This window comes from Paraprevotella sp. (genome assembly GCF_986071375.1).
This window is the reverse complement of the sequence record NZ_CFQRNQ010000017.1, coordinates 1-21,007: the sequence shown is the minus strand read 5'-3', so window position 1 is coordinate 21,007 and position 21,007 is coordinate 1. Positions and strand designations below refer to the sequence as shown.

Annotated in this window: 19 protein-coding genes and 2 pseudogenes; all 21 read left to right on the top strand. The window is 42.5% G+C overall.

The genetic code is table 11. The features are described from left to right. Nucleotides 1-271 precede the first annotated feature (271 nt). Complete coding sequence (locus AC5RDV_RS09905; protein WP_282747805.1) at nt 272-1,522, top strand: nucleotide sugar dehydrogenase; 1,251 nt, start codon at nt 272-274, stop codon at nt 1,520-1,522. Between the two features lie 26 nt (nt 1,523-1,548). Further along, a complete protein-coding gene (locus AC5RDV_RS09900) occupies nt 1,549-2,079 on the top strand; it encodes an acyltransferase family protein (protein WP_282747806.1) in 531 nt (176 codons plus the stop codon). Between the two features lie 259 nt (nt 2,080-2,338). Beyond that, a complete protein-coding gene (locus tag AC5RDV_RS09895; protein ID WP_282747807.1) occupies nt 2,339-2,776 on the top strand; it encodes a hypothetical protein in 438 nt (145 codons plus the stop codon). Nucleotides 2,777-2,789: 13 nt separating this feature from the next. Continuing rightward, nucleotides 2,790-3,725, top strand: a pseudogene (locus AC5RDV_RS09890) (Coenzyme F420 hydrogenase/dehydrogenase, beta subunit C-terminal domain); the annotation flags it as partial. Nucleotides 3,726-4,415: 690 nt separating this feature from the next. Then, nucleotides 4,416-4,568: pseudogene (locus tag AC5RDV_RS09885) on the top strand (DapH/DapD/GlmU-related protein); the annotation flags it as partial. A gap of 24 nt (nt 4,569-4,592) precedes the next feature. Continuing rightward, on the top strand, nt 4,593-6,128 hold the full coding sequence (locus AC5RDV_RS09880) for a lipopolysaccharide biosynthesis protein (RefSeq protein WP_282747809.1): 1,536 nt from the start codon (nt 4,593-4,595) through the stop codon (nt 6,126-6,128). A 62-nt stretch (nt 6,129-6,190) separates the two neighbouring features. Further along, nucleotides 6,191-7,081 (top strand): hypothetical protein, encoded by an 891-nt coding sequence (locus AC5RDV_RS09875; RefSeq protein WP_494222158.1) that lies wholly within the window; start codon nt 6,191-6,193, stop codon nt 7,079-7,081. 175 nt (nt 7,082-7,256) lie between these two features. Then, complete coding sequence (locus AC5RDV_RS09870) at nt 7,257-8,099, top strand: SDR family NAD(P)-dependent oxidoreductase (RefSeq protein ID WP_282747811.1); 843 nt, start codon at nt 7,257-7,259, stop codon at nt 8,097-8,099. A gap of 22 nt (nt 8,100-8,121) precedes the next feature. Beyond that, nucleotides 8,122-9,231 (top strand): polysaccharide pyruvyl transferase family protein, encoded by a 1,110-nt coding sequence (locus AC5RDV_RS09865; protein WP_282747812.1) that lies wholly within the window; start codon nt 8,122-8,124, stop codon nt 9,229-9,231. Nucleotides 9,232-9,238: 7 nt separating this feature from the next. Further along, nucleotides 9,239-10,525, top strand: a complete 1,287-nt coding sequence (locus tag AC5RDV_RS09860) for an O-antigen polymerase (protein WP_282747813.1) — start codon at nt 9,239-9,241, stop codon at nt 10,523-10,525. Nucleotides 10,526-10,527: 2 nt separating this feature from the next. Further along, nucleotides 10,528-11,469 (top strand): glycosyltransferase family 2 protein, encoded by a 942-nt coding sequence (locus tag AC5RDV_RS09855; protein ID WP_282747814.1) that lies wholly within the window; start codon nt 10,528-10,530, stop codon nt 11,467-11,469. A gap of 42 nt (nt 11,470-11,511) precedes the next feature. Then, nucleotides 11,512-12,288, top strand: coding sequence for a glycosyltransferase family 32 protein (locus AC5RDV_RS09850; protein ID WP_282747815.1), 777 nt, complete (start codon nt 11,512-11,514; stop codon nt 12,286-12,288). Continuing rightward, nucleotides 12,276-13,214 (top strand): coenzyme F420 hydrogenase/dehydrogenase beta subunit N-terminal domain-containing protein, encoded by a 939-nt coding sequence (locus tag AC5RDV_RS09845; RefSeq protein WP_282747816.1) that lies wholly within the window; start codon nt 12,276-12,278, stop codon nt 13,212-13,214. Before AC5RDV_RS09850 ends, AC5RDV_RS09845 begins: the two co-directional genes overlap by 13 nt. Further along, on the top strand, nt 13,136-13,531 hold the full coding sequence (locus AC5RDV_RS09840) for a hypothetical protein (RefSeq protein WP_282747817.1): 396 nt from the start codon (nt 13,136-13,138) through the stop codon (nt 13,529-13,531). The genes AC5RDV_RS09845 and AC5RDV_RS09840 overlap by 79 nt, the downstream gene beginning before the upstream one ends. Before the next feature lie 13 nt (nt 13,532-13,544). Then, entirely contained in the window at nt 13,545-13,964 is a 420-nt protein-coding gene (locus AC5RDV_RS09835; RefSeq protein WP_494222157.1) for a glycosyl hydrolase, read from the top strand. 165 nt (nt 13,965-14,129) lie between these two features. After that, on the top strand, nt 14,130-15,233 hold the full coding sequence (locus AC5RDV_RS09830) for a glycosyltransferase family 2 protein (RefSeq protein ID WP_282747819.1): 1,104 nt from the start codon (nt 14,130-14,132) through the stop codon (nt 15,231-15,233). 32 nt (nt 15,234-15,265) lie between these two features. Further along, nucleotides 15,266-16,450, top strand: a complete 1,185-nt coding sequence (locus AC5RDV_RS09825) for a polysaccharide pyruvyl transferase family protein (protein WP_282747820.1) — start codon at nt 15,266-15,268, stop codon at nt 16,448-16,450. A gap of 44 nt (nt 16,451-16,494) precedes the next feature. Further along, a complete protein-coding gene (locus AC5RDV_RS09820; protein WP_282747821.1) occupies nt 16,495-17,625 on the top strand; it encodes a glycosyltransferase family 4 protein in 1,131 nt (376 codons plus the stop codon). A gap of 7 nt (nt 17,626-17,632) precedes the next feature. After that, nucleotides 17,633-18,085 carry an oligosaccharide biosynthesis protein Alg14 gene (locus tag AC5RDV_RS09815; protein WP_040602754.1) on the top strand — a complete coding sequence of 151 codons (453 nt, stop codon included), beginning with the start codon at nt 17,633-17,635 and terminating at the stop codon, nt 18,083-18,085. Between the two features lie 62 nt (nt 18,086-18,147). Continuing rightward, nucleotides 18,148-18,615, top strand: a complete 468-nt coding sequence (locus tag AC5RDV_RS09810; RefSeq protein ID WP_008626737.1) for a glycosyltransferase — start codon at nt 18,148-18,150, stop codon at nt 18,613-18,615. Nucleotide 18,616: 1 nt separating this feature from the next. Continuing rightward, nucleotides 18,617-20,920, top strand: a complete 2,304-nt coding sequence (locus AC5RDV_RS09805) for a DEAD/DEAH box helicase (RefSeq protein WP_282747822.1) — start codon at nt 18,617-18,619, stop codon at nt 20,918-20,920. Nucleotides 20,921-21,007 lie beyond the last annotated feature (87 nt).

Genomic DNA, 21,007 nt, shown 5'->3' with positions numbered 1-21,007 from the left:
CAAAAGATTTCACCTTAACCTATTGAATGATAGATCATAGTAACATTTTCGTAAGCTTCAAAAGTGAAAGGCTTGTGAAGGCTTTTTTATGACAGGATTCACCTTAATATGCTGATATACAAAAAGTATGAAGGATGCGAACCCTTTTCCCGACAAAACTCCTTGTAGAGGAAGAAAGAGGCATGTTTGTCCGGAATCCAAAGAATAAGTGAAACATTGTAGCCTTACTTTGCTCGTTCGCAAAGTAAGGTAATAAATCTATACTCATCAAATGAAAAAGGATATGAAAATAGCCGTAGCCGGAACCGGTTACGTAGGGCTTAGTATCGCCACACTCCTAAGCCAACACCATCAAGTAACGGCCGTGGATGTCATCCCCGAAAAGGTGGACCTGATCAACCGACGTAAGTCACCCATTCAGGACGAATACATCGAGAAGTATCTGGCCGAAAAGGAACTGAACCTGACAGCCACGCTCGACGGAGCCAAAGCCTACGCCGGTGCGGACTTCGTGGTCATCGCCGCACCGACCAACTACGACCCGGTGAAGAACTACTTCGATACCAGCCATGTGGAAGAAGTAATAGAGATAGTGAAGGAAGTCAATCCCCATGCAATAATGGTCATTAAAAGTACCATTCCCGTGGGGTATACGGAAAGCGTGCGCAAGAAGTTGGGTACGAAAAACGTCATCTTCTCGCCCGAATTCCTGCGCGAGAGCAAAGCCCTGTATGACAACCTCTACCCTAGCCGCATCATCGTGGGCCGTCCCGAAGGGGATGCCCGGTTGAACGAGGCCGCACATGATTTTGCAGTCCTCCTGCAAGAAGGAGCCATCAAAGAAAACATCGACACGCTGTTCATGGGCCTGACCGAAGCCGAGGCCGTGAAACTCTTTGCCAACACCTACCTGGCCTTGAGGGTCTCCTACTTCAACGAACTGGACACGTATGCCGAGATGAAGGGTCTGGACACGAAAGCCATCATCAACGGCGTAAGCCTTGACCCACGCATCGGAAGCCATTACAACAACCCTTCGTTCGGTTACGGCGGCTACTGCCTGCCCAAGGACACCAAGCAACTGTTGGCCAATTATCAGGATGTTCCGGAAAACCTCATCCAAGCCATCGTGGAAAGCAATAAAACCCGTAAGGATTTCATTGCCGACCGCGTACTGCACACGGCCGGTTACTACGACTACTACAACCGTGGGGACTTCAACCCGTCCGAAGAGCGGAAGTGTGTCATCGGCGTGTACCGCCTGACGATGAAGTCGAACTCGGACAACTTCCGCCAGTCGAGCATCCAGGGCGTGATGAAGCGCATCAAGGCCAAAGGTGCGGAGGTCATCATCTACGAACCCACGTTGGAAGACAGCAGCACGTTCTTCGGCAGCAAGGTGGTGAATGACCTAGATGCTTTCAAGGTACAGAGCCATGCCATTATTGCCAACCGGTATGACGCCTGCTTAGATGATGTGAAAGAGAAAGTGTATACGAGGGATATCTTCAGGAGAGACTAAAAGAGTCATATTTTTATATGTAATCTATGATATTTTATAATAAACAACTGAAAGGGAATTTTCTTTCTCTTTTTATTGAAAAATCATCCGCTCCGCAATCTGCAGCAGAGTTGCAGTCGCAAACCATAATGTGGCTGCGCTTTCCTTTGGTACTGTTAGTCCTATTGATTCATGTGAATCCTCAAAACAAGGAAATATTTACCCCTATCCCAACGATAGATGTTTCACATTTAACAATAGCGAATATCTATAGCATCATAGTACGTTTGGGATTTTATTTTTCACAAGTAACTGTACCGTTTTTCTTCTTCACTTCCGGTTATTTCTTTTTCTACAAAGTAAGAGAATGGAATAAGCAGTGCTATAAAATAAAGATAAAAAAGCGTTTGAAGACCCTTTTGGTTCCTTATCTACTATGGAATCTTCTTGCTCTATGCTTAATAATTTCCAATAAATGCATGGGTATATGGCTTTTACATAAACCAGAGGATGGCTTTGTAGATTATTTAACAAATATTAAACCGGGGGGTACTTTGGGACTTTTCAACTTGGAATGAAAACACCGTTAACCTGTTAGGCTTATCTACTCAAATGTATGGTCCTTTTCTATTACCACTTTGGTTCTTACGTGACTTAATTGTTATTTCATTTGTATTGACCCCTATTATTTATAATGGAATAAAATACTTAAGAGTCTACTGGGTAGTGCTGTTAGGTATCGCATATTTATTGAATATATGCACCTTGCCTGGTATAAACATTACAGGAATATTCTTCTTCTCATGGGGTGCTTATTTAAGCATTAGTCAGAAGAATATGGTAACAGCATTTCTGAAAAAGAAAAACACCTACCTTGTGATCACTATATTTAGTTTGTTCAGTTGTGTTGTTTTCGATTCAACTAAAATAGCTTCAGTAACTCAACAAGTTTATTGTATTGCAACGGTAGCAAGTTTGATTCATATAACAGGCATGCTCTTAAATAAAGGAGTATTGACAGTCCGCCCCAAACTGTCTCAAACGAGTTTTTTTGTTTATGCTTTACATCCAATGGTAATATTGAAGGTTTCATGCTTAGAATTGGCTATAGCGTTAACCGAAAGAATGTTTTTTGCATCTCATTACGATGCTGGTTACATCCTTTCCTATTTGCTATCCCCTTTATTGGGTGCGTTGCTTTGTCTGATTGTATTTGCCGTTCTAAAAACTATTATGCCACGTTTCTTAAATCTGTTGACTGGCGGCAGAGACTAATATAATACTTTTTATGATACAAATTATTGATAAAACTAAGTGTTGCGGATGTAATGCCTGTGGCGACGTATGTGCCCATGATGCCATAACCTTTAAAACGGATGGGGAAGGTTTCTGGTATCCGGTCGTTGACAAGGAGAAATGCGTTGACTGCGGACTGTGCGAGAAAGTATGTCCGATAATCAACAAGGCAAGGCCGGAAAGATATCATACGCCGAGAGTGTTCGCCGCCTACAATAAAGACGAAGCTGTAAGGATTGACAGCACTTCAGGCGGCCTGCACTCGGCACTGGCAAATGTCATGTATGGTGAAGGCGTTTACGTCGGAGGTGCGGTTTACAATGACGACCACACCGTTTCACATATAGTTTCACCCGATAAGGAACTGTTGCCGGCGATACGGAGTTCCAAGTATTTGCAAAGCTCCATGCTCGGGCAATACAGGGAAATCAAGACATTGTTAAGAAAAGGCGAAAAGGTTTTCTATTGCGGTACGCCGTGCCAGGTGCATGCCTTGTACAACTTCCTCGGCAAGGATTATCACGGACTAACCACCTGCGACTTCATCTGCCGCAGTGTCAATTCGCCCAAAGTGTTCCTGAAATACATGGACATGCTTGAGAAACGTTTTGGCTCGAAGGCGACGCGAATAAAGTTCAAAAACAAGAAATGGGGCTGGCACAACTTCTCGATGCGTGTTGACTTCGCGAATGGCAAACAATATTGTGAGGATCGTTGGCATGACCTTTTCTTCATCGGTTACCTGCAATGCGGCAACTTCTCCCGTCCCTCCTGCTACGAGTGCCAGTTCAAGGGCTTCCCGCAGAAATCAGACATTACGCTCGCCGATTTCTGGGGCATAGAGAAGATTGACCCATCAATGGACAAGGACAAAGGCACGTCGTTGGTGATGGTGAACTCCGACAAAGGCATGGAGCTGTTCAATGCGGCAAAAGAGCAGCTCGCATGGAAAGAGTTTACCATGGGGGACGCAAGGAAAGGCAATCCGGCTATGGACTCTTCACTAAAACCTGCGGCAAAGAACAGGGATGCATTTTTCAAGGCTTTGGACGAAATGTCTTTCGACAAGGTTGCCGCGAAGTTCTTTCCGCTCCCTACATTTCAAAATAAGATAAAGAATAAAGTCCGGCGGGTATTACGTGGAATAAAGAAAGCCTGCAAGTTGGTGGTGAGTCTTGGCCTGTCATTTAAAGTATGGAAGAATACTTTATATTATAATTTCTTATGTAGTAAAGTAGAACGATTTAGAAAACTTCCGCTATCATTGACAAAGCATGTGGTGATAGAACTTGACGACAATTCCAGACTTTCGCTTCAAGGCAAGCTTGTTATGGGCACAACACAAGTCAAAGGTTCACGCAAGGAGACAAGGCTTTTGCTTGAGAAAGGCGCAAAGATGGTCATCAACGATACGTTTAGGATGTTTGCAGGTTCGTATATCCGTGTGATAAAAGGCGGGCATTTAATCCTTCATGGAGGCTTCATCAACGAGAACGTACAGATAACCTGCGGTGCGACAATAGAAATAGGCAAAGACTGTGCCATAGGACGTAACGTTGTGATACGCTCATACGACGGGCATACAATAATAAAGGACGGCTATAATATTTCCGAGCCGATAAAGATTGGCAACCACGTCTGGATTGGTCAGGGAGTGCAAATACTTAAAGGCGTGACCATCGGAGATGGAGCAATTATAGCTGCAGGAGCGGTCGTGACAAAGGATGTTGCGCCGCATACCGCAGTCGGAGGAGTTCCGGCAAAGGTCATCAGTCAGGAAATCTATTGGAAGTAAATGGCGGACGTAGCTCAAAACAACAGGTGCATCGCTAGGAACACGGCACTCCTGTACGTCAGGATGTTCATCACGCTTGCCGTGACCCTCTACACTTCGAGGATTGTCCTGGAAAAGCTCGGCGTTGTTGACTTCGGAATAAACAACGTCGTGGCCGGTATGGTGTCGATGTTCACTTTCCTCAACGGCACGCTAGCCTCAGGCACGCAGCGGTTCATTACGTTTGCGCTTGGCGAGGGTGACACGGGGAAACTTGGCGTGACGTTCTCCACCACGCTGATTATCCACTTAGTCCTTTCTGTCATTATCGGACTTACCATTCTCATCGGCGGCCTGTATTTTCTTGACGGCAGGTTGGTAATCCCATCTGAAAGGATGGATGCCGCCTATTGGGTGTTCTATTGCTCCGTGATAACCGTTGTGCTGAACATAACGCAGGTGCCCTATATGGCATCGATCATCGCCCACGAGGACATGGGCGTTTACGCCTACATGAGCATTTTCGACGCCGTGGCGAAGCTCGGCGTGGCCTACGCTCTGGTCGTCACGGACTACGATGGCTTGAAGGTCTACGCCGTGTTGCTGGCTCTGGTGCAGCTCTGCGACATGGTGTTTTACCGGCTGTATTGCATCAGGAAATACAAGGAATGCCGCTTCCGTTTGCACTTCGACAAGCCTTTGGCAAAAAATATCCTGAACTTCTCGGGTTGGAACATCTTCGGATGCCTTGCGGCCATGCTCAACAACCAGGGCTTCAACATGCTGCTCAATGTGTTCTACGGCCCCGTGCTGAATGCTGCCCGTGGAATATCCAATCAAGTCAACAATGTGACCTCCCAGTTCGTCAACAACTTCCAGACAGCCGTCAACCCGCAGATAGTGAAATATTACGCCAACGGCGAGACCTCCGAGATGAACCGCCTGATTTACAACAACGCGAGGTTCTCAGGCCTGATGGTACTTTATATCATTATTCCTCTGATGGTTGAGCTGCCGTTCGTGCTGGGCGTATGGTTGGGAAAATATCCCGACGAGACGGTTTTCCTGACGCGGATTATCCTCTTGCAGACGCTGATTACATCCATGACGAGGTCAGTGGTGATGGGAAATCATGCAACAGGCAAGATGAGGATTCCCAACCTTCTTGCCGGAAGCATATTGCTGCTTTCTCTTCCCGTGTCATACGTTTTGTTCAAATGTGGCATTTCCTTGCATACGGTCATGGCCGTGACATTGTTACCTTGGCTAGTTGAGACATTCATTGATGCGAGCATATTGAAAAAACATACCGGCTTATCATGCCGCATTTTTTACTTGAGGTCTTATGGTGTGATTGTCCCATTGGGCATAATAATGGTTGCGCCGTTGGTCTTTATCAGCTCCGGGATGGAGCAGGGATGGCTGCGCTTCGTTCTGAACATGGCGGTCTCGGCCGTTTGGGGCGGTCTGTTGATTTTCCGTTTCGGACTGACGCAGCACATGAGGGAAGCCGTAATGAAGAAAGTGAGAAACGTAATTAAAAAGAACAAGTCATGATTTATCTCTTAGTTTTCATATTTATTGTTGTCGTTTTAATCCTACTGCTAGTCTTGAATAGTTTGTATAAACGGACTAACGCTTACAAGAATCAGTTTGTAGACCTCGGTAAGTTCGGCAATGCAGCAAACCTAAAGGACGGCTCGCTTGACGTGGTAGTGCTAGGCAGCAACGCCCCCAAGTTCGCGTTCGACTTCTCGGACGTGACAGGTCTCGCCTGCGCGAACTGGGCGATAGGACCCGAGACATTTGAATACGACTTCATCATCCTGAAGAAATTCGCCGGGAAACTGAAGCGCGGAGCCACTGTCGTCTGGCCTGTATCTCCCGGGAATTTTTTTTTAGACAAGTATAAAGGCAAGTCGGCATTCGTCAAGTATTACGGCTTGTTGAGCCGTGCGGAGTTCCCAGATTACAGCAGACGGCAATACATCACGGACTATAAGTACCCGTTGATATTCCATCCGAGAAGGATAAAACGCCTGATTAGAGATGTGAAACCTGATACGAGGCTGTCATTGAACTATAACCCCATGAACGTTGCGGAGATAGAGAAAGACGCCTCATGGTGGATACACGGATGCTGGAATCCGGAGTTCGGTATCGACATCGAACACATGGCATCATTGTCAGAGGCAAACCGAAAAGCCGTAGAATATAATATTAATGTATTGAAAGAGGCAATAAAGTTCTGCCGACAAAATGGACTGCACATGGTTTTCGCATACCTGCCGTTGACAAAACAGCTAGGCGGCTACTTCTCGGCCGACTATGTTGGGACGCAGATGACGCAGTATGTCAAAGAAGCCATTGGCGACAACGACATCCCGCTTGTTGACTACATGCGCGACGAAAGATTCCAAAGCACGGATTATTACATCAACTCGTTCTTCATGAACTGCACCGGGGCGCGCAAGTTCACCAAGACGTTCGTTGAAGAGGCAATAGCCTGAAAATATAATTAACTAAATATCAAACACTTACTTATTCAACAATCAACTGCTTTTCGAAAGGGCATGTTTTGCGTCCCCAAAGGCTGTGAATTGTGGCGTGAAACACCGCCTTTTGCTAGCCGAAGTACGGCATATTGAAAAGGGCCCGGAAATTAACCGAAAAACAAACAATTATATGTTAGGCAGAATTAAGACTTACACAAAGAACCTGTTGAAGTATATGAAGAGCGGCGGCGTTGTCCTGATAAAATTCGACAAAGTGTCGCCCGGCAGACGGTTTGAAGGCCGATGCGTGCTAGTAACCGGCGGCAGCAGCGGCATAGGTTTCGAGACTGCAAGGGAATACCTTGCCGAAGGAGCAGAGGTGATTATCACCGGACGGCATGACGCCGCTCTGCAAGAAGCGAAAGAGAAGCTCTCCTCCGACAGACTCCACACGATGGTATGGGACGTTTCCGACGTAAAGTCAATCCCACAAAAGTTGCAGGAAGCCACAAACCTGCTTGCGGGCAAAAATATTGACATATTTATAAACAATGCGGGAGTGTATGTTCCTGAAAATTTGGATGAATACGATGAACGAACATACGATTCAATAATGGCGACAAATACAAAAGGCCTGTTCTTTACGTGCCAAGCTGAAAAGAAATATTTTATAAATAACGGCATTAAAGGCCGAATCGTCAATGTATGTTCCGCCAGAGGCTTGATACCTGGCTGCGACCCTTATTCAATTTCAAAGTGGGGGGCTGTGTGCATTACCAAAGGTCTGGCACATGATTTGGCCAAACATGGCATAATAGTCAACGGTGTTGCTCCCGGAATCGTCCTGACCAATATTTCAGATTGGAGCAAAAAGTTAAACATCAACGACAACGCCTTTACAGCGGCACATCCTACCGCCCGCTACACCCTCGTTGAGGAAATTGCCGGAATGATACTTTACCTATCCTCCGACTTAGGCTCGAACATCGTCGGCGAGGTCGTACCCGTCGATGGCGGCTGGACACTAAAATGAAATTATCTAACATTTATTATCGATGAAAATTGGAATTCTAACCCTTTCACTTCACACCAATTACGGCGGAATACTCCAAGCCTATGCCTTGCAGACCGTATTGGAGCGCATGGGGCATAAAGTCTGTTTGATTGAGAAACGACGGCCCCCCTTGAGATTACCTTTATGGAAAGCTCCTTTATCATATGGCAAGCGAATTCTGAAAAACTTAACAGGCCATCCGTTCCCCATCTTCTACGAACAGAAAATGAACCGCGAAACACCTATTGTAAGGCAGAATACAGATAAGTTTATAAATAAATACATCAAGCAAAAAATGGTTGATGATTTTTTAGAAATTAAGGAAACCGATTTTGATGCTATAGTAGTAGGTAGTGATCAGGTATGGCGACCTAAATATTTCAAAGATAAAATAGAAAATGCCTTCCTTGACTTTGCAAAAAGCTGGAACATCAAGCGTATCGCTTATGCGGCTTCATTTGGAACAGACGAGTGGGAATACGCTCCAAAACAAACAAAGCGATGCGGTGAATTATTGAAATTATTTGATTTTGTATCAGTTCGTGAAATGTCAGGAATTAATTTATGCGCCACACATTTTGATTTGGGAGCTAAACTTGAGCCTGATCCCACAATGCTATTGACAACAGAAGACTATATGCGGCTATTTGAAGTTGCTAGGACTCCAAAAAGTTCTGGAACATTGTTATATTATATTTTAAATGAAACGACTGAACAAAAAAAATGGATTAAGAAAATTGCTGAAGAAAAAGGGCTTAAGCCTTTTAATGTCAAAGCAAAAAGCAATATAACAGATCCTTTACCAGACCGTATTCAGCCCCCTGTTGAACAGTGGCTACGAGGATTTTACGATGCGGAGTTTGTGGTGACAGACTCTTTTCATGCGTGTGTATTCTCTATTCTTTTCAATAAAAATTTTATTGTTTTTCCAAATAAGATACGAGGTATTACTCGTATCCAATCTTTATTGTCTTCGTTTCATTTAGATAATAGAATAGTCAGTACAAATAATATCTATGAAGAACAAGATACCATTAATTGGCATGAAATTAATGCAAAGCTAAGAAGGAGAAGAGAAGAGTTTTCAACAATTATCAATTTAATCATTTAAAGAAAGAATGAACGCATATTTCTGTACAATCATATATTGTTTACTGCATTTAGTGCTATTTGCCTTTTATAGGCTATACTGCTCAAAAAAGAATAATGCGACTACTTTAATTTTAGTCTATTTTTTATTAACTAGCTTTTTCAGTATTCTATATTTCAGTGCCAGTAATGGTATATATAGAGACTATTCCAATATTACATTATTACCATATTTTTATTTAATACTTTGTTTCCTCATAACAATATATCCCATTTATAACTATGACAAATCATCCCCTACGCTTTCTTTATCGTTTAATGAGAACAAGATTATATACGTAGTCAGTATTTTTATTGGTATCTGTACGCTATTACCATTCTTAGAAACCCTTATACAATTACCAAATGCATTAGCTAATTCCAATCAACTAAATAGAATTTATGAAGAAAGACTGGCAGGAGAAAGCAATGAATATTTGTCTTTTTTCGGTCGTAAGTTCTTCTACTTTATTTGGTTATTGAATAATTTGGTGCCTATCTTTATTTTCATTAATCTTATGTTGCCAAGCAAAAATAAAAAAATTATTTTACTTTTATGTCTTGCACTAATCACAATATGGTTACATGCTATGATTTTAGGTGGCAGGTCAAAGTTGGTTCAGAATGCATTATATATGGTAATCGTCTATTTCATATTTAAACGATTCCTACACCATGATATTATAGTGAAAGTAAATAAATATGGATTTCTTATCTTTTCAGTCGCTATTTTAGGCGTTGTTGCTGTTACTATAAGTAGATTTAACAACATGGATTCTACTAATATGAATAGCATTTGGGAATGGATTGGATTATATGCCGGCGAAGGAAGTCTGAACTTTAATTCCAGTTTATGGTATGTCAGAGACAGGTCGACCGAAGGATATTCAACCTTCCCTCTATTGCTTTCTTGGATTAGTGGAAAAGATTTCGGTGTAGCTGATAGTTGGGCTTTGTCTTCTAAGTTAGGCATTTCTGGGAATATCTTTTATACTTATGTAGGAAGTATATTTCAAGACTTTAATGTTTATGGTACCATCATTTTTATTCTGACATTTTCTTTCCTTGTTCAAAAATTGACAAAATGCATACGTAATGTTTCTTTAGCACAACTCATTGTTCTATGTCTATGGGCAAAAATATTAATTATAGGACCAATATTTTATACATATGGAACAGTTGATGACCAAAAAAACCTTCTTTTTACGATTTTATTCAGTTTGTATCTTCATAGCTGTAATAAAAGAGTTATTTGTTTTTCTTTAAAGACAAAATAACTATGTTAAATCCTGCAATATCAATTATAGTACCTGTTTTTAATGCCGCTCAATATCTTCAAGAATGTTTAGATAGCATTTTATCTCAATCTTTTAATGATTTTGAGTTAATTTTAATAGACGATGGCAGTACGGATAATTCGCTATCAATATGCCAGTCATATGAACGTAGAGACAGTCGAATTAAGACAATAAGTGGACCGAATCAAGGTGTAAGTGCAGCCCGTAACAAAGGTTTGAACGTTGCTTGTGGCGAATGGATAACATTTGTTGATGCAGATGATTGTTTTTTGCATGATGCGTTACAAACTCTTTATAATCGGGCAATGTGTACTGGTGCAGATTTGGTATTAGCAAATGCCTTGCGACTTAAGGATGGTAATTTGAACAAAATTCTTTCGTTGTCCAATGAAGTGTTATCCAATGTTATTTGTTCCATCAAGCATTTTGCGCTTTGGGGCTATCTGTTCAATGGCCAAATTATTCGTCAAAACAGATTAAAATTTATAGAAGGTTTGGCATATTCTGAGGACAGAATTTTCATTTATCAGATATCCATGTTTTGCAAAACAATCGCTTATTGTGTTACTCCTGTTTATGTATATCGAATTAATGATAACTCAGCATGCGCCAGTCCCGATGGTGTGAGGAAGGCTTGTCATCATATAGATGCTGCTTATTATTTGAAACAATTTGCGCTAACATATCAACTTACGAATAAATCTATTTATCGCTGTTTGCGCAAGCAAAGTTGGCACGTTATGGAACTTGGCATGTACTTTTTTGTAGCAATGAAAATGTCTTCACACAATAACAATATTGTGTTGACAAAGTATAAAGAACGTTTTGGCAATGGGCTCTGTCTCATAACTAGATACTATGTAATCTTATTACACAATTTTATTAAGTATCAAAGACGTAAGATTATTAGATTTAAAAGATAATCAGTAAGCAAAAATATTTATTTCATAATTTTATTAGAAGATATGATTCCCAAAATCATTCATTATTGTTGGTTTGGTGAAAAACAGATGCCAACAGAACAAAAAGCATACATTGAGGGTTGGCACCGTTTCATGCCAGAATATGAGTTTAAATGTTGGACAGAAAAAGACATCGACATCAATGCTGTTCCATTCACAAAAGAGGCATACGAATCGGGCAAATTAGCATTTGTTGCTGATTACACACGTGTATATGCTTTAGCTAACATAGGTGGCATTTATATGGATACCGATGTAAAGTTACTTTATTCGCTCGAACCATTCAGACAGAAACATCGTGTATTTACAGCCTATGAATTCAATACTTCACGAAAAGAAATGGATCTATACCGCCAACTACTGGACGAAAACTGGTGTCGTAGAGATAGAAATAAACTAAAAGTACCGGGCAATGGGATGTTGTCAGCCATTATAGGAGCAGAACCCAATCATCCTTTTATCACAGATTTACTCTCTTTCTACAACTCTATTCATTTTGATTATGCAATAAGCAATCGCTTAACAATTCCAACGACCTTGGCTTTGATAGGTGAAAAATATGGTTTTGTATATCATAATGTGGAGCAAGAGTTACAAGAAGGAATCCACATCTATGACACGTCAGTATTCTCCGATTTTCATAATGCCACCAAACATTCTGTTGCCATCCATTATTGTGAAGGTAGTTGGGTAAATAAGAGTTCAAAAACCAAATTAAAAAGTAGACTTTATAGAATCGCTTGGTTAAGGAAACTGGTTAATACTATATGGAAAAAGTAACACCTAATATCACCCACACTCTCCGCCACGACCTCTGCCTTGGCTGCGGCATCTGCCAATCCGCCTGCCCCTCCAATGCCATCAATATAATTGTTAAGGATGGGCGTTTCATCCCTCAGATAGATGATACGAAATGCAAGAATGACAAAGGTTGCCACCGTTGCCATGATGCCTGCCCCGGACTGGGAGTAAATTTAGCCCATATCGCTAAAGAAAAGTTCACGGATGAACAGACGAAAGCAGACAAATGGGTTGGTCGTTACCTGAAATGCTTCACTGGGCACAGCAATGACAAAGACATCCGTTACCATTGCGCAAGCGGCGGCATGGCTAGCCAGTTCTTAATCTTCCTGATTGAAAAAGGATATATTGACGGAGCTGTTGTGACTGCATTTGACCCGAAGAATGAATTGTTGGTACGTTCATACATAGCACACAACCGCGAGGAGGTGTTGCAGGCAAAGAGCAGCAAGTATGCACCTGTTTCTCTTCACGGTATGGCACAGGCCATCAAACAAGAGGATGGTACAAGATATGTCATTGTGGGACTTCCTTGCCACATACAGGGATTCCGTAAACTGGAAGCAATCGACCGCAAATTCAGGGAAAAGATAGCCGGCTATTTTGCCATCTACTGTTCTTCAGGACGAACCTTCTATTTAACTGAGCATGTTTTTAAAGAACGTGGCATCCGTAAAGAGGATTTGACTTGTTTCGCTTACCGTGACGAGGGCTGCCTCGGTTCTCTCGTTGCGAAGCAACGACGCGGTATCAGAGTTACTATCACCCTCTTAGGAGCTTTTTCATCCCTCGGCGGTGCCTCTTTTGCATTGACCATTACGGGGAATTGGGGGACGTATGTTTCGGCGACATTCACATCAAACCTTACATGGATGATAAGATTGGAGTCAATTCATTGGTGGTGAGAAAGCAGCAATGGCTTGACTGGCTGGTAGAAGCGAAATCGGAGGGGGTCATCACATTGGATGAGATTCCGGTGGAAACCCTGAATGCCTCTCAACAGATGGCAGGGAAGAAGAAAGGTCGCAACGAACGGTTTATCGCATTGAACAAACGTCTCGGTCGTGTCATATCGGAATATGATGTGCAACTGCCGAATAAAATCGGACTAAAAACGGTTCTGGATTATTTGCAGAACCGTGTCCAGCAATTCCTAGGACGGCACAAAAGTCTTTGGTGGCTAGTAAGCAAGCTGAAAAAGGACACTTCGCATTATGAATAAAAAGGATATATGGATGGGAATGGCAGTATGGGTCTTCCTACTCTTTTGTCCGATGATGTTAATGGGTCAACCTCACTGTACACGTGAACTGACCAAAGAGACACAATACACACGGACACACAATGTGCTTTATGCTTATGGTCCAGACCGCTATTGGAAAGAAGAGCGTGATTTCATGCTCCGTTATCCGGGAGACAACTATGTGGAACTGATAGGATTTGATGATTATTCCATAGGGAGCGATGAAGTAGCTTTACGAGCTACCATAAGCCGTGCAAAAATAGTGAGCAAACTGGCGGAACAGCATCAGAAAGTTGCAGCCCTGTTTGAAACGGCAAACTCCAAGGAAACGACAAGCGACAGGTTTTTCCGTGATTTCCTTCAACCAATTATCCAGGCTGATAGTGTAAAGCTCGGATTGGTTCAGCTTTGATCAACGGGAAAATTAAACATTGCGAAAGAGATAGTAGACAGGATTCAATTCTTGAAAAGCGGGATTGTTAAAGTGTGCAACGAGTAAATGTAGCATGATGAAAGAAAATAGTCAAAAATAGACAGATTAAACATTTCAATAGATTTAGACGATACGAAAATTTTTATGGATACCTTATTACTTGCATCAAAGTTATCAAAGAGGTTGCATGCTGAAAGTCTCGCATACAACATTTTAAATAAATTACCCGTTTTACCCCCCCCACACCACCCTAAAGGAGAGTTCAGAGAAATTATTAAAGAAATTTCAGCGGATAATGGTGAGACGTGTATATGTGACCGCATTTTGCTGAGAAAGAAATACCTTTATGATGTTGGTATCATTGTACCGGTCTACAATGCAGAACAACACATCGCAGAATGTTTGGATTCTATATTGGGGCAGAATACGGACTTTACGTTTCATGTAATCATCATCAATGATGGTTCCACAGACGGTAGCCGTAAAATTTTGCGGAAATATGAAGAACGCCCGAATGTAACAGTCATAGACCAAGAAAACAAAGGTCATTCCGGTGCAAGGAATACAGGTCTTGAAAACTGTTTCGGCAAATATGTCACATTTGTTGATGCCGATGACAGGTTACCAGTGAACGCCATTGAAATATTGATGCAAAAAGCCGTAAAGGGTGATTTTGATATCGTAGGTGGTGGCTATTCATTGTTTGCCGATGATAAGGTCATCCAAAATACGCTGCCAGCGCAAGGTCGGCTGTTCGGCTTCCCATGGGGCAAAGTATATAAGGCAGAAATTTGGAGCAACATTCAGTTTCCACCGGGATATTGGTTTGAAGATACTGTTTGTTCATTCATAATCCACAGGAGATCATCAAAGATATCAACTGTAAGCGATATTGTATACGAATGGAGAAAAAACACAAGTAGCATTTCATTTCTCAGTAAAGGGAAACCAAAGATACTTGATACTCTCTATGTTACAAATCAGCTATTGAGAGATTGCAAGGATTTATTATTACCGTTTGATATGCAATTTTATGACATACTCCTGCATCAGTTCAAAGTCAATGCGGTTAGAATCTATTCTTTGGCAAACAGACAGGTCAATTATGCTAATTTCATTTGGTCAAAGGATGCTTTAAAAATTTATTTCAAGGATACACAATATGGTTCCATTAGTTATAAGAATGTAGAGTTGGCTATCAAAAACGAAAGCTATAAACAGTTTTTGCTATCCTGCTTATTCCTGTAAACATGTACGCAGTCATGAGAAAAAAGAAAACAATGGATGAAACAAACAAAAAGTCTACAAAGGAGATTGGATGTGTCATCGCCTATTCCGTGGGACATAACAATTATGGTACTTCTTTGCAAGGGTATGCCATGCTGAAGAAAATCCAGCAGCTTGGATATGAGGTGGAAGTGATACAATACACCAAAAGGCTTTCGGTATGGCAAAAAATGATGTTTGTGGTGAATGCGCTTCGTGCCGGAGAATGGAAAAATATCAAGCACAGGCTGACAAGCAAACAGATGCTAAAAAAATATCCGGCTTATGCAGCCGGTATCGCAGAGCGCACCAAGGCTGTGGACGCTTATAAACAAAAAAAACTAATACCTCTTTTCCATGAGTATATAGGCTATGATGCCCTGTGCAGAGGTTCGCTCAATTATGATGCTGTTGTAGTAGGCAGCGACCAAGTATGGACTCCTATGAGCTTGCCAAATAAGTTCTTCAACCTGCTGTTTGTCGATGACCGTGTACGCAAGGTGGCTTACGCAAGCAGTTTTGGTGTATCAGAGATACCGTCTTTCCAACGCAAAGCTACAGGAGCATATCTTAATCGTTTTTATAAAATCGGCGTACGCGAACAACGGGGTAAAGAGATTGTTGAAGAATTATCGCATCAGAAAGCAACCGTGGTGGTAGACCCTACCATGCTGCTGAGCCGTAAAGAATGGGAAGTGGAGATAACTAATATCAGTCTTAATGAAAATGAGCCTTACATTTTCTGTTATTTCTTAGGAACCAACCAAGAAGCCCGCAGAGCTGCCAATGAACTAAAACAAAAAACAGGATACAAAATTGTCACTATACGACACATGGACGAATATGTACCAGAAGATGAAAATTTCGGGGATGAAGCACCATACAATGTTAACCCAAATGATTTTGTCAAATACATCAGTGAAGCTGCATATGTATGCACTGATTCATTTCATTGCACCGTGTTTTCCATCCTGTTCCATCGGCAATTTATGACGTTTTACCGCTTCGCCGAGGGAAGCAAGACCGAACGGAACTCACGAATCAACAGCCTGTTCGGATTGTTCGGACTGCAAGAACGGCTTTACCAAATGAATATTGACAGGATAACGAACCTGATTGACTACAACGCGGTCGACGAGAAGCTAGCTGCGCTCCGCAAAGACTCCATCGCCTTTCTGGACGGGTGCCTGAGACCTTGATTCACATAATTATTCCTTTGCGCTGACGACTGATTAAAACAACAATGGAAAGCATGTATGACAATATGAAAGCAAGCATGAATACAATATTGATAACTAAGGATATTAGCAAACATATTCTTATGGCCGGAAACTATTATAAGCATCACCATCCCGGTGGCATCTCAGCTGTAGTGCAATATTGGAGTGAATATATAGACGGTTTGCAATACTATCCTACGTACAAACTCTCTAATATATTTGTCCGTTCTTGGTATTTTTTGTCCGCTTATGTAAATTTGACTTTTCGGATGCTGACCGATAAAAATATCAAAGTACTGCATTTACATACAGCCGCTGACGGTTCTTTTTGGCGAAAAGCACAATTGGTTAAGTTAGGACATTTTTTTCATAAAAAAGTAATTCTACATATACATGCCAGTCGATTCAAGGACTTTTATAACGATTCGTCAGCTAAAAAACGTATATGGATAAAGAATGTATTAACAGAAGTAGATGTATTGATTGTCTTATCTGAATCATGGAAACAAAGGTTCATTGATTTAGGAATGCCAGAAAATAAAATTGTCATCCTTCATAACATTACACCATATCCGACTATCATGTCCGCAGCAAGAAAGAAAAACGATGAGAAGACCCATTTTTTGTTCCTTGGAGAAATTGGACAGCGTAAAGGCGTCTTTGATATAATTCGAGGTATAGCCATGAAAAAAGAGCAATTTCTTGGTCATATGGAATTGAAGATAGGAGGTAATAAAAATGAGGAAAAACTCAAAAAACAAATAAAGGATTTTAATATTCAGGAGATAGTTACATTTGAAGGCTGGGTAAGCGGTAATAAGAAGTTGGAATTGCTCAATTGGGCTGATGTTTTTATTCTGCCTTCTTTTAATGAGGGACTACCGATTTCTATCCTGGAAGCAATGAGTTATGGAATGCCTATAATTTCAACTCCTGTAGGAGGCATCCCTGAAGTCGTCAAGAATAACCTCAATGGCACAATCATCTCTCCTGGCAATGCAGAAGAAATTTCTATTGCTATGATGAAATATATTGCCTCTCCGGAAATTATAAAAGCCGAAGGAGAAGATAGCAAAAACATAGTAAAGTTCTATTTACCTGAATATGTCCTCAATCATTTAAAAAACATATACGAGAAACTCATTAATTCATAGATAACAAATGAAGAAAATCCTCGCCGTCGCTTCCATCGGAGGCCATTGGGTACAACTCCTCCGCATTGCCCGTCCTTTAGAAGAACGCTATGAAGTGGTGTACATGTCAACCCACCCTAAATGTAAATCCATGGTCGGCACTTGCCGGTTTCATACCATGATGGATTTCAGCCGTTGGAATGCTTGGAAAATGTTACCGGCTTCCTTCAATATTTTGGGGATTTTGCTCAAAGAACGCCCCACTGCCATCGTCACAACAGGTGCGGCTCCGGGACTGCTTACCATTATTTTAGGCAGAATGACCAGAACTAAGACCATCTGGATTGACTCTGTAGCCAATGTACAAACCATGAGTGCTTGTGGAAAATTAGCACGTAAATTCGCAACCCACGTGTACACCCAATGGCCGGGTCTTGCTTCTGCACAGGTGCATTATGCCGGAAACATCTTTGGTGATTAAAGGCAAAACCGCCCGTTGCTCCCCCGTTCTTTGACTTATTGTTACTTTAATATTTCCCGATTATGATATTTTGCACTATCGGTACTCAGGCCCCATTCGACCGTTTCGTGAAAATCATTGATGAAGTGGCCGCGCATTTGGATGAGGAAATCATCGCGCAAGTGTACAAAAGTGAATATGTGGCTCAAAACATCCGTACCATAGAATTTTTACCGCCCGATGAGTTTAACAAACTATTCAGCAAGGCACGCCTCATTGTGGCCCATGCCGGTATGGGTACTATTATTTCCGCCATGCGCCAACACAAGCCTATTATAATCTTTCCACGCATAGCCGCATGGGGTGAACATCGCAACGAGCATCAGTTGGCCACAGCCCAGAAGATGAAAGAACTCGGCTATGTGTACGTGGCAACCGACGCAAAAGAACTAAAAGAGTTGTTGACAACCCGGAATCTAAGACCCTTGCATGATTTGGGAGATATTGCAAGCAAAAGTCTGATAGATGAATTATGCAAGGTCATAGGATAGTATGACTCGCCCCCACAGTCATCTTCGCGATTATCAAAAGTACATCAAAACGCATGTACTTGAAGCTTGGAAATCGCACAAAAGCATCATGCTCCAGATGCCAACAGGTACGGGAAAAACCCATCTGTTGGCATCCATCATTTATGACAGCCTGAAAGAGGATGGGAAACGGTGTGTCTGGATTGTGGCACACCGCCGCGAACTGGTGGAGCAGATTGAGGAAACCATGGAACGATACGGCATCCCAAGCATCCCGAAGGAAGACGGAAGGGTAAGGGCCATGTCCATCCAATGGCTGTCGCGTCATCTCGCTGACTTTCACGAATCCCCAAACCTTATCGTCATTGACGAGGCTCACCATGCACTGGCTAAAACGTATAAGGAGTTGTGGCTACGTCATCCTGAGGCAAAAAAATTGGGCTTGACGGCTACCCCTTGCCGGATGAGCCGCAGGGGATTCACGGACTTGTTTGACGAACTGGTTACTTCGGACAGCATTGCCGATTTTATCCGACAAGGATGGCTGTCAGCTTTCGACTACGTATCCATCCGTCCGGGCAGCAAATCCCAACGATTGATAGAAAACTTGTCAAAACGTGGGGCGGATGGTGATTTCCAAACGAAAGAAATGAACGAGGTGCTGAACCGCAAACCCTGTATCGAACAGCTGTACGAAAGCGTACGGCAATATGCCGATGGAAAGAAAGGCATCGTGTATGCTATCTGCATCAGCCATGCACGGAGTATTGCCGGTTTCTACCGGCAGCGTGGAATAAACAGCGTGGCGATTGACAGTAAGACTCCTACACGGCAACGTAAACAACTTATAGAAAATTTCAAACGGGGCAAGATACAAGTATTGGTGAATGTGGATGTATTCAGCGAGGGTTTCGACTGCCCGGACGTGGAGTTCATACAGATGGCCCGCCCTACCCTTTCGTTGGCCAAATACTTACAACAAGTAGGGCGCGGACTGCGGAAAGCAACGAGTAAAGACACTTGCATGCTGATAGATAACGTGGGTCTGTACCGCCTGTTCGGACTGCCCACGGCCTACCGGGACTGGAAGGCCATGTTTGAAGGACGGTTGGCCGGAAAAGGCTACCGTACAACTTGTAAGAAAACGGAATACTTGGCTGCAAAGCAAGAAAAAGCCCCAACGGGATGCTCCAATGAGCCGCTCGAAATGGTCATGTCGCATGAAATATTATGGGATTACCTGAACAAAAGCAAGTCTCCCACGGACAATAATACTCCACTACAGGAAAAACTAAAACCGTTCAAAGACCGCCAAAACGGTCTCTGGGGATTAAAATGCGGGCAGACCATCACCGCAAAGGCACAATATTCCACTTTGTTCGACGTAAAAGATAATCTTGCTGCCGTACAGTTCGAGGACTGCCGCACAGCTATCGTAGACAAGAACGGAAGAATACGGATGAAAACCGACAGGTACAAGCGTATGAAATTCTTGCCGGACGACATCGTGGCCGTAACAGACCGGAATGACAAAACGTCCTACATAGATTTAAGGTGCAACCAATACTACCCGGACAAGCCGATTGTAATGAAATTCGGCCAAATAGAAATACTCCAAGTAGGCCGCATGTTCTACAGCCGTACGAAGCATGCCTATGTGAACCGTTCGGGCATCGACCGGCACGATTTTTTTTCAAGGGGCTTCTATCTGCTCATTTACGATCCTTTCATCACTCCCGAATTTAAATATGTAGAAAGCACGGAGGACTCCTTGAACAAGGACTATGTTTGCATATTGGAAAATGACGAGGATAGCTATTATCGGTTTTGTGGAAAACTGCCAGACGGAAGCATCGTGATTGCCGACGGAGAAGGAAGATACTACCATGCAGAAGCCGGTAAAGAAAAACGGTATATCGCCTGCATGACTCCCGAGACGCAAACGGAGAACTTCAAGGCTGCTGTATCAAAGCTGATGTCCGAAGCAAGGGAATGTGCCGCCCAAAAGCAAGCGGACAAACAACGTACGCAAGAAAAGAAACAGAAAGAACGGTTGGCCACCTTACAAAACGCTGTGCCGTTCAAGTCCGGACTGAAATGGGGACTGAAATCGGGCGAGCGTATCATCGTACCACCCATCTACCGCCGTATCCAAAAGCCGATAGGCAACTATTGCGCAATGGAAGAAAACCCGAACCAGTGGGGTATCATCATGTTGGACGGGAAAGTCGTGGTAGAGGCCCGATATATAAACGTGGAAATAAAAGACAACGGAACGGCCAACCTGACAATCATACCGGGAAAGACAAAAACCATAAAATTATAGTATTTTCCTTTGGTATTACTTTGATTTCTTACGATAAATCCGTTCCTTTGTATTGGCATAAACCCTAAAACAAGATTCTTATGGGCA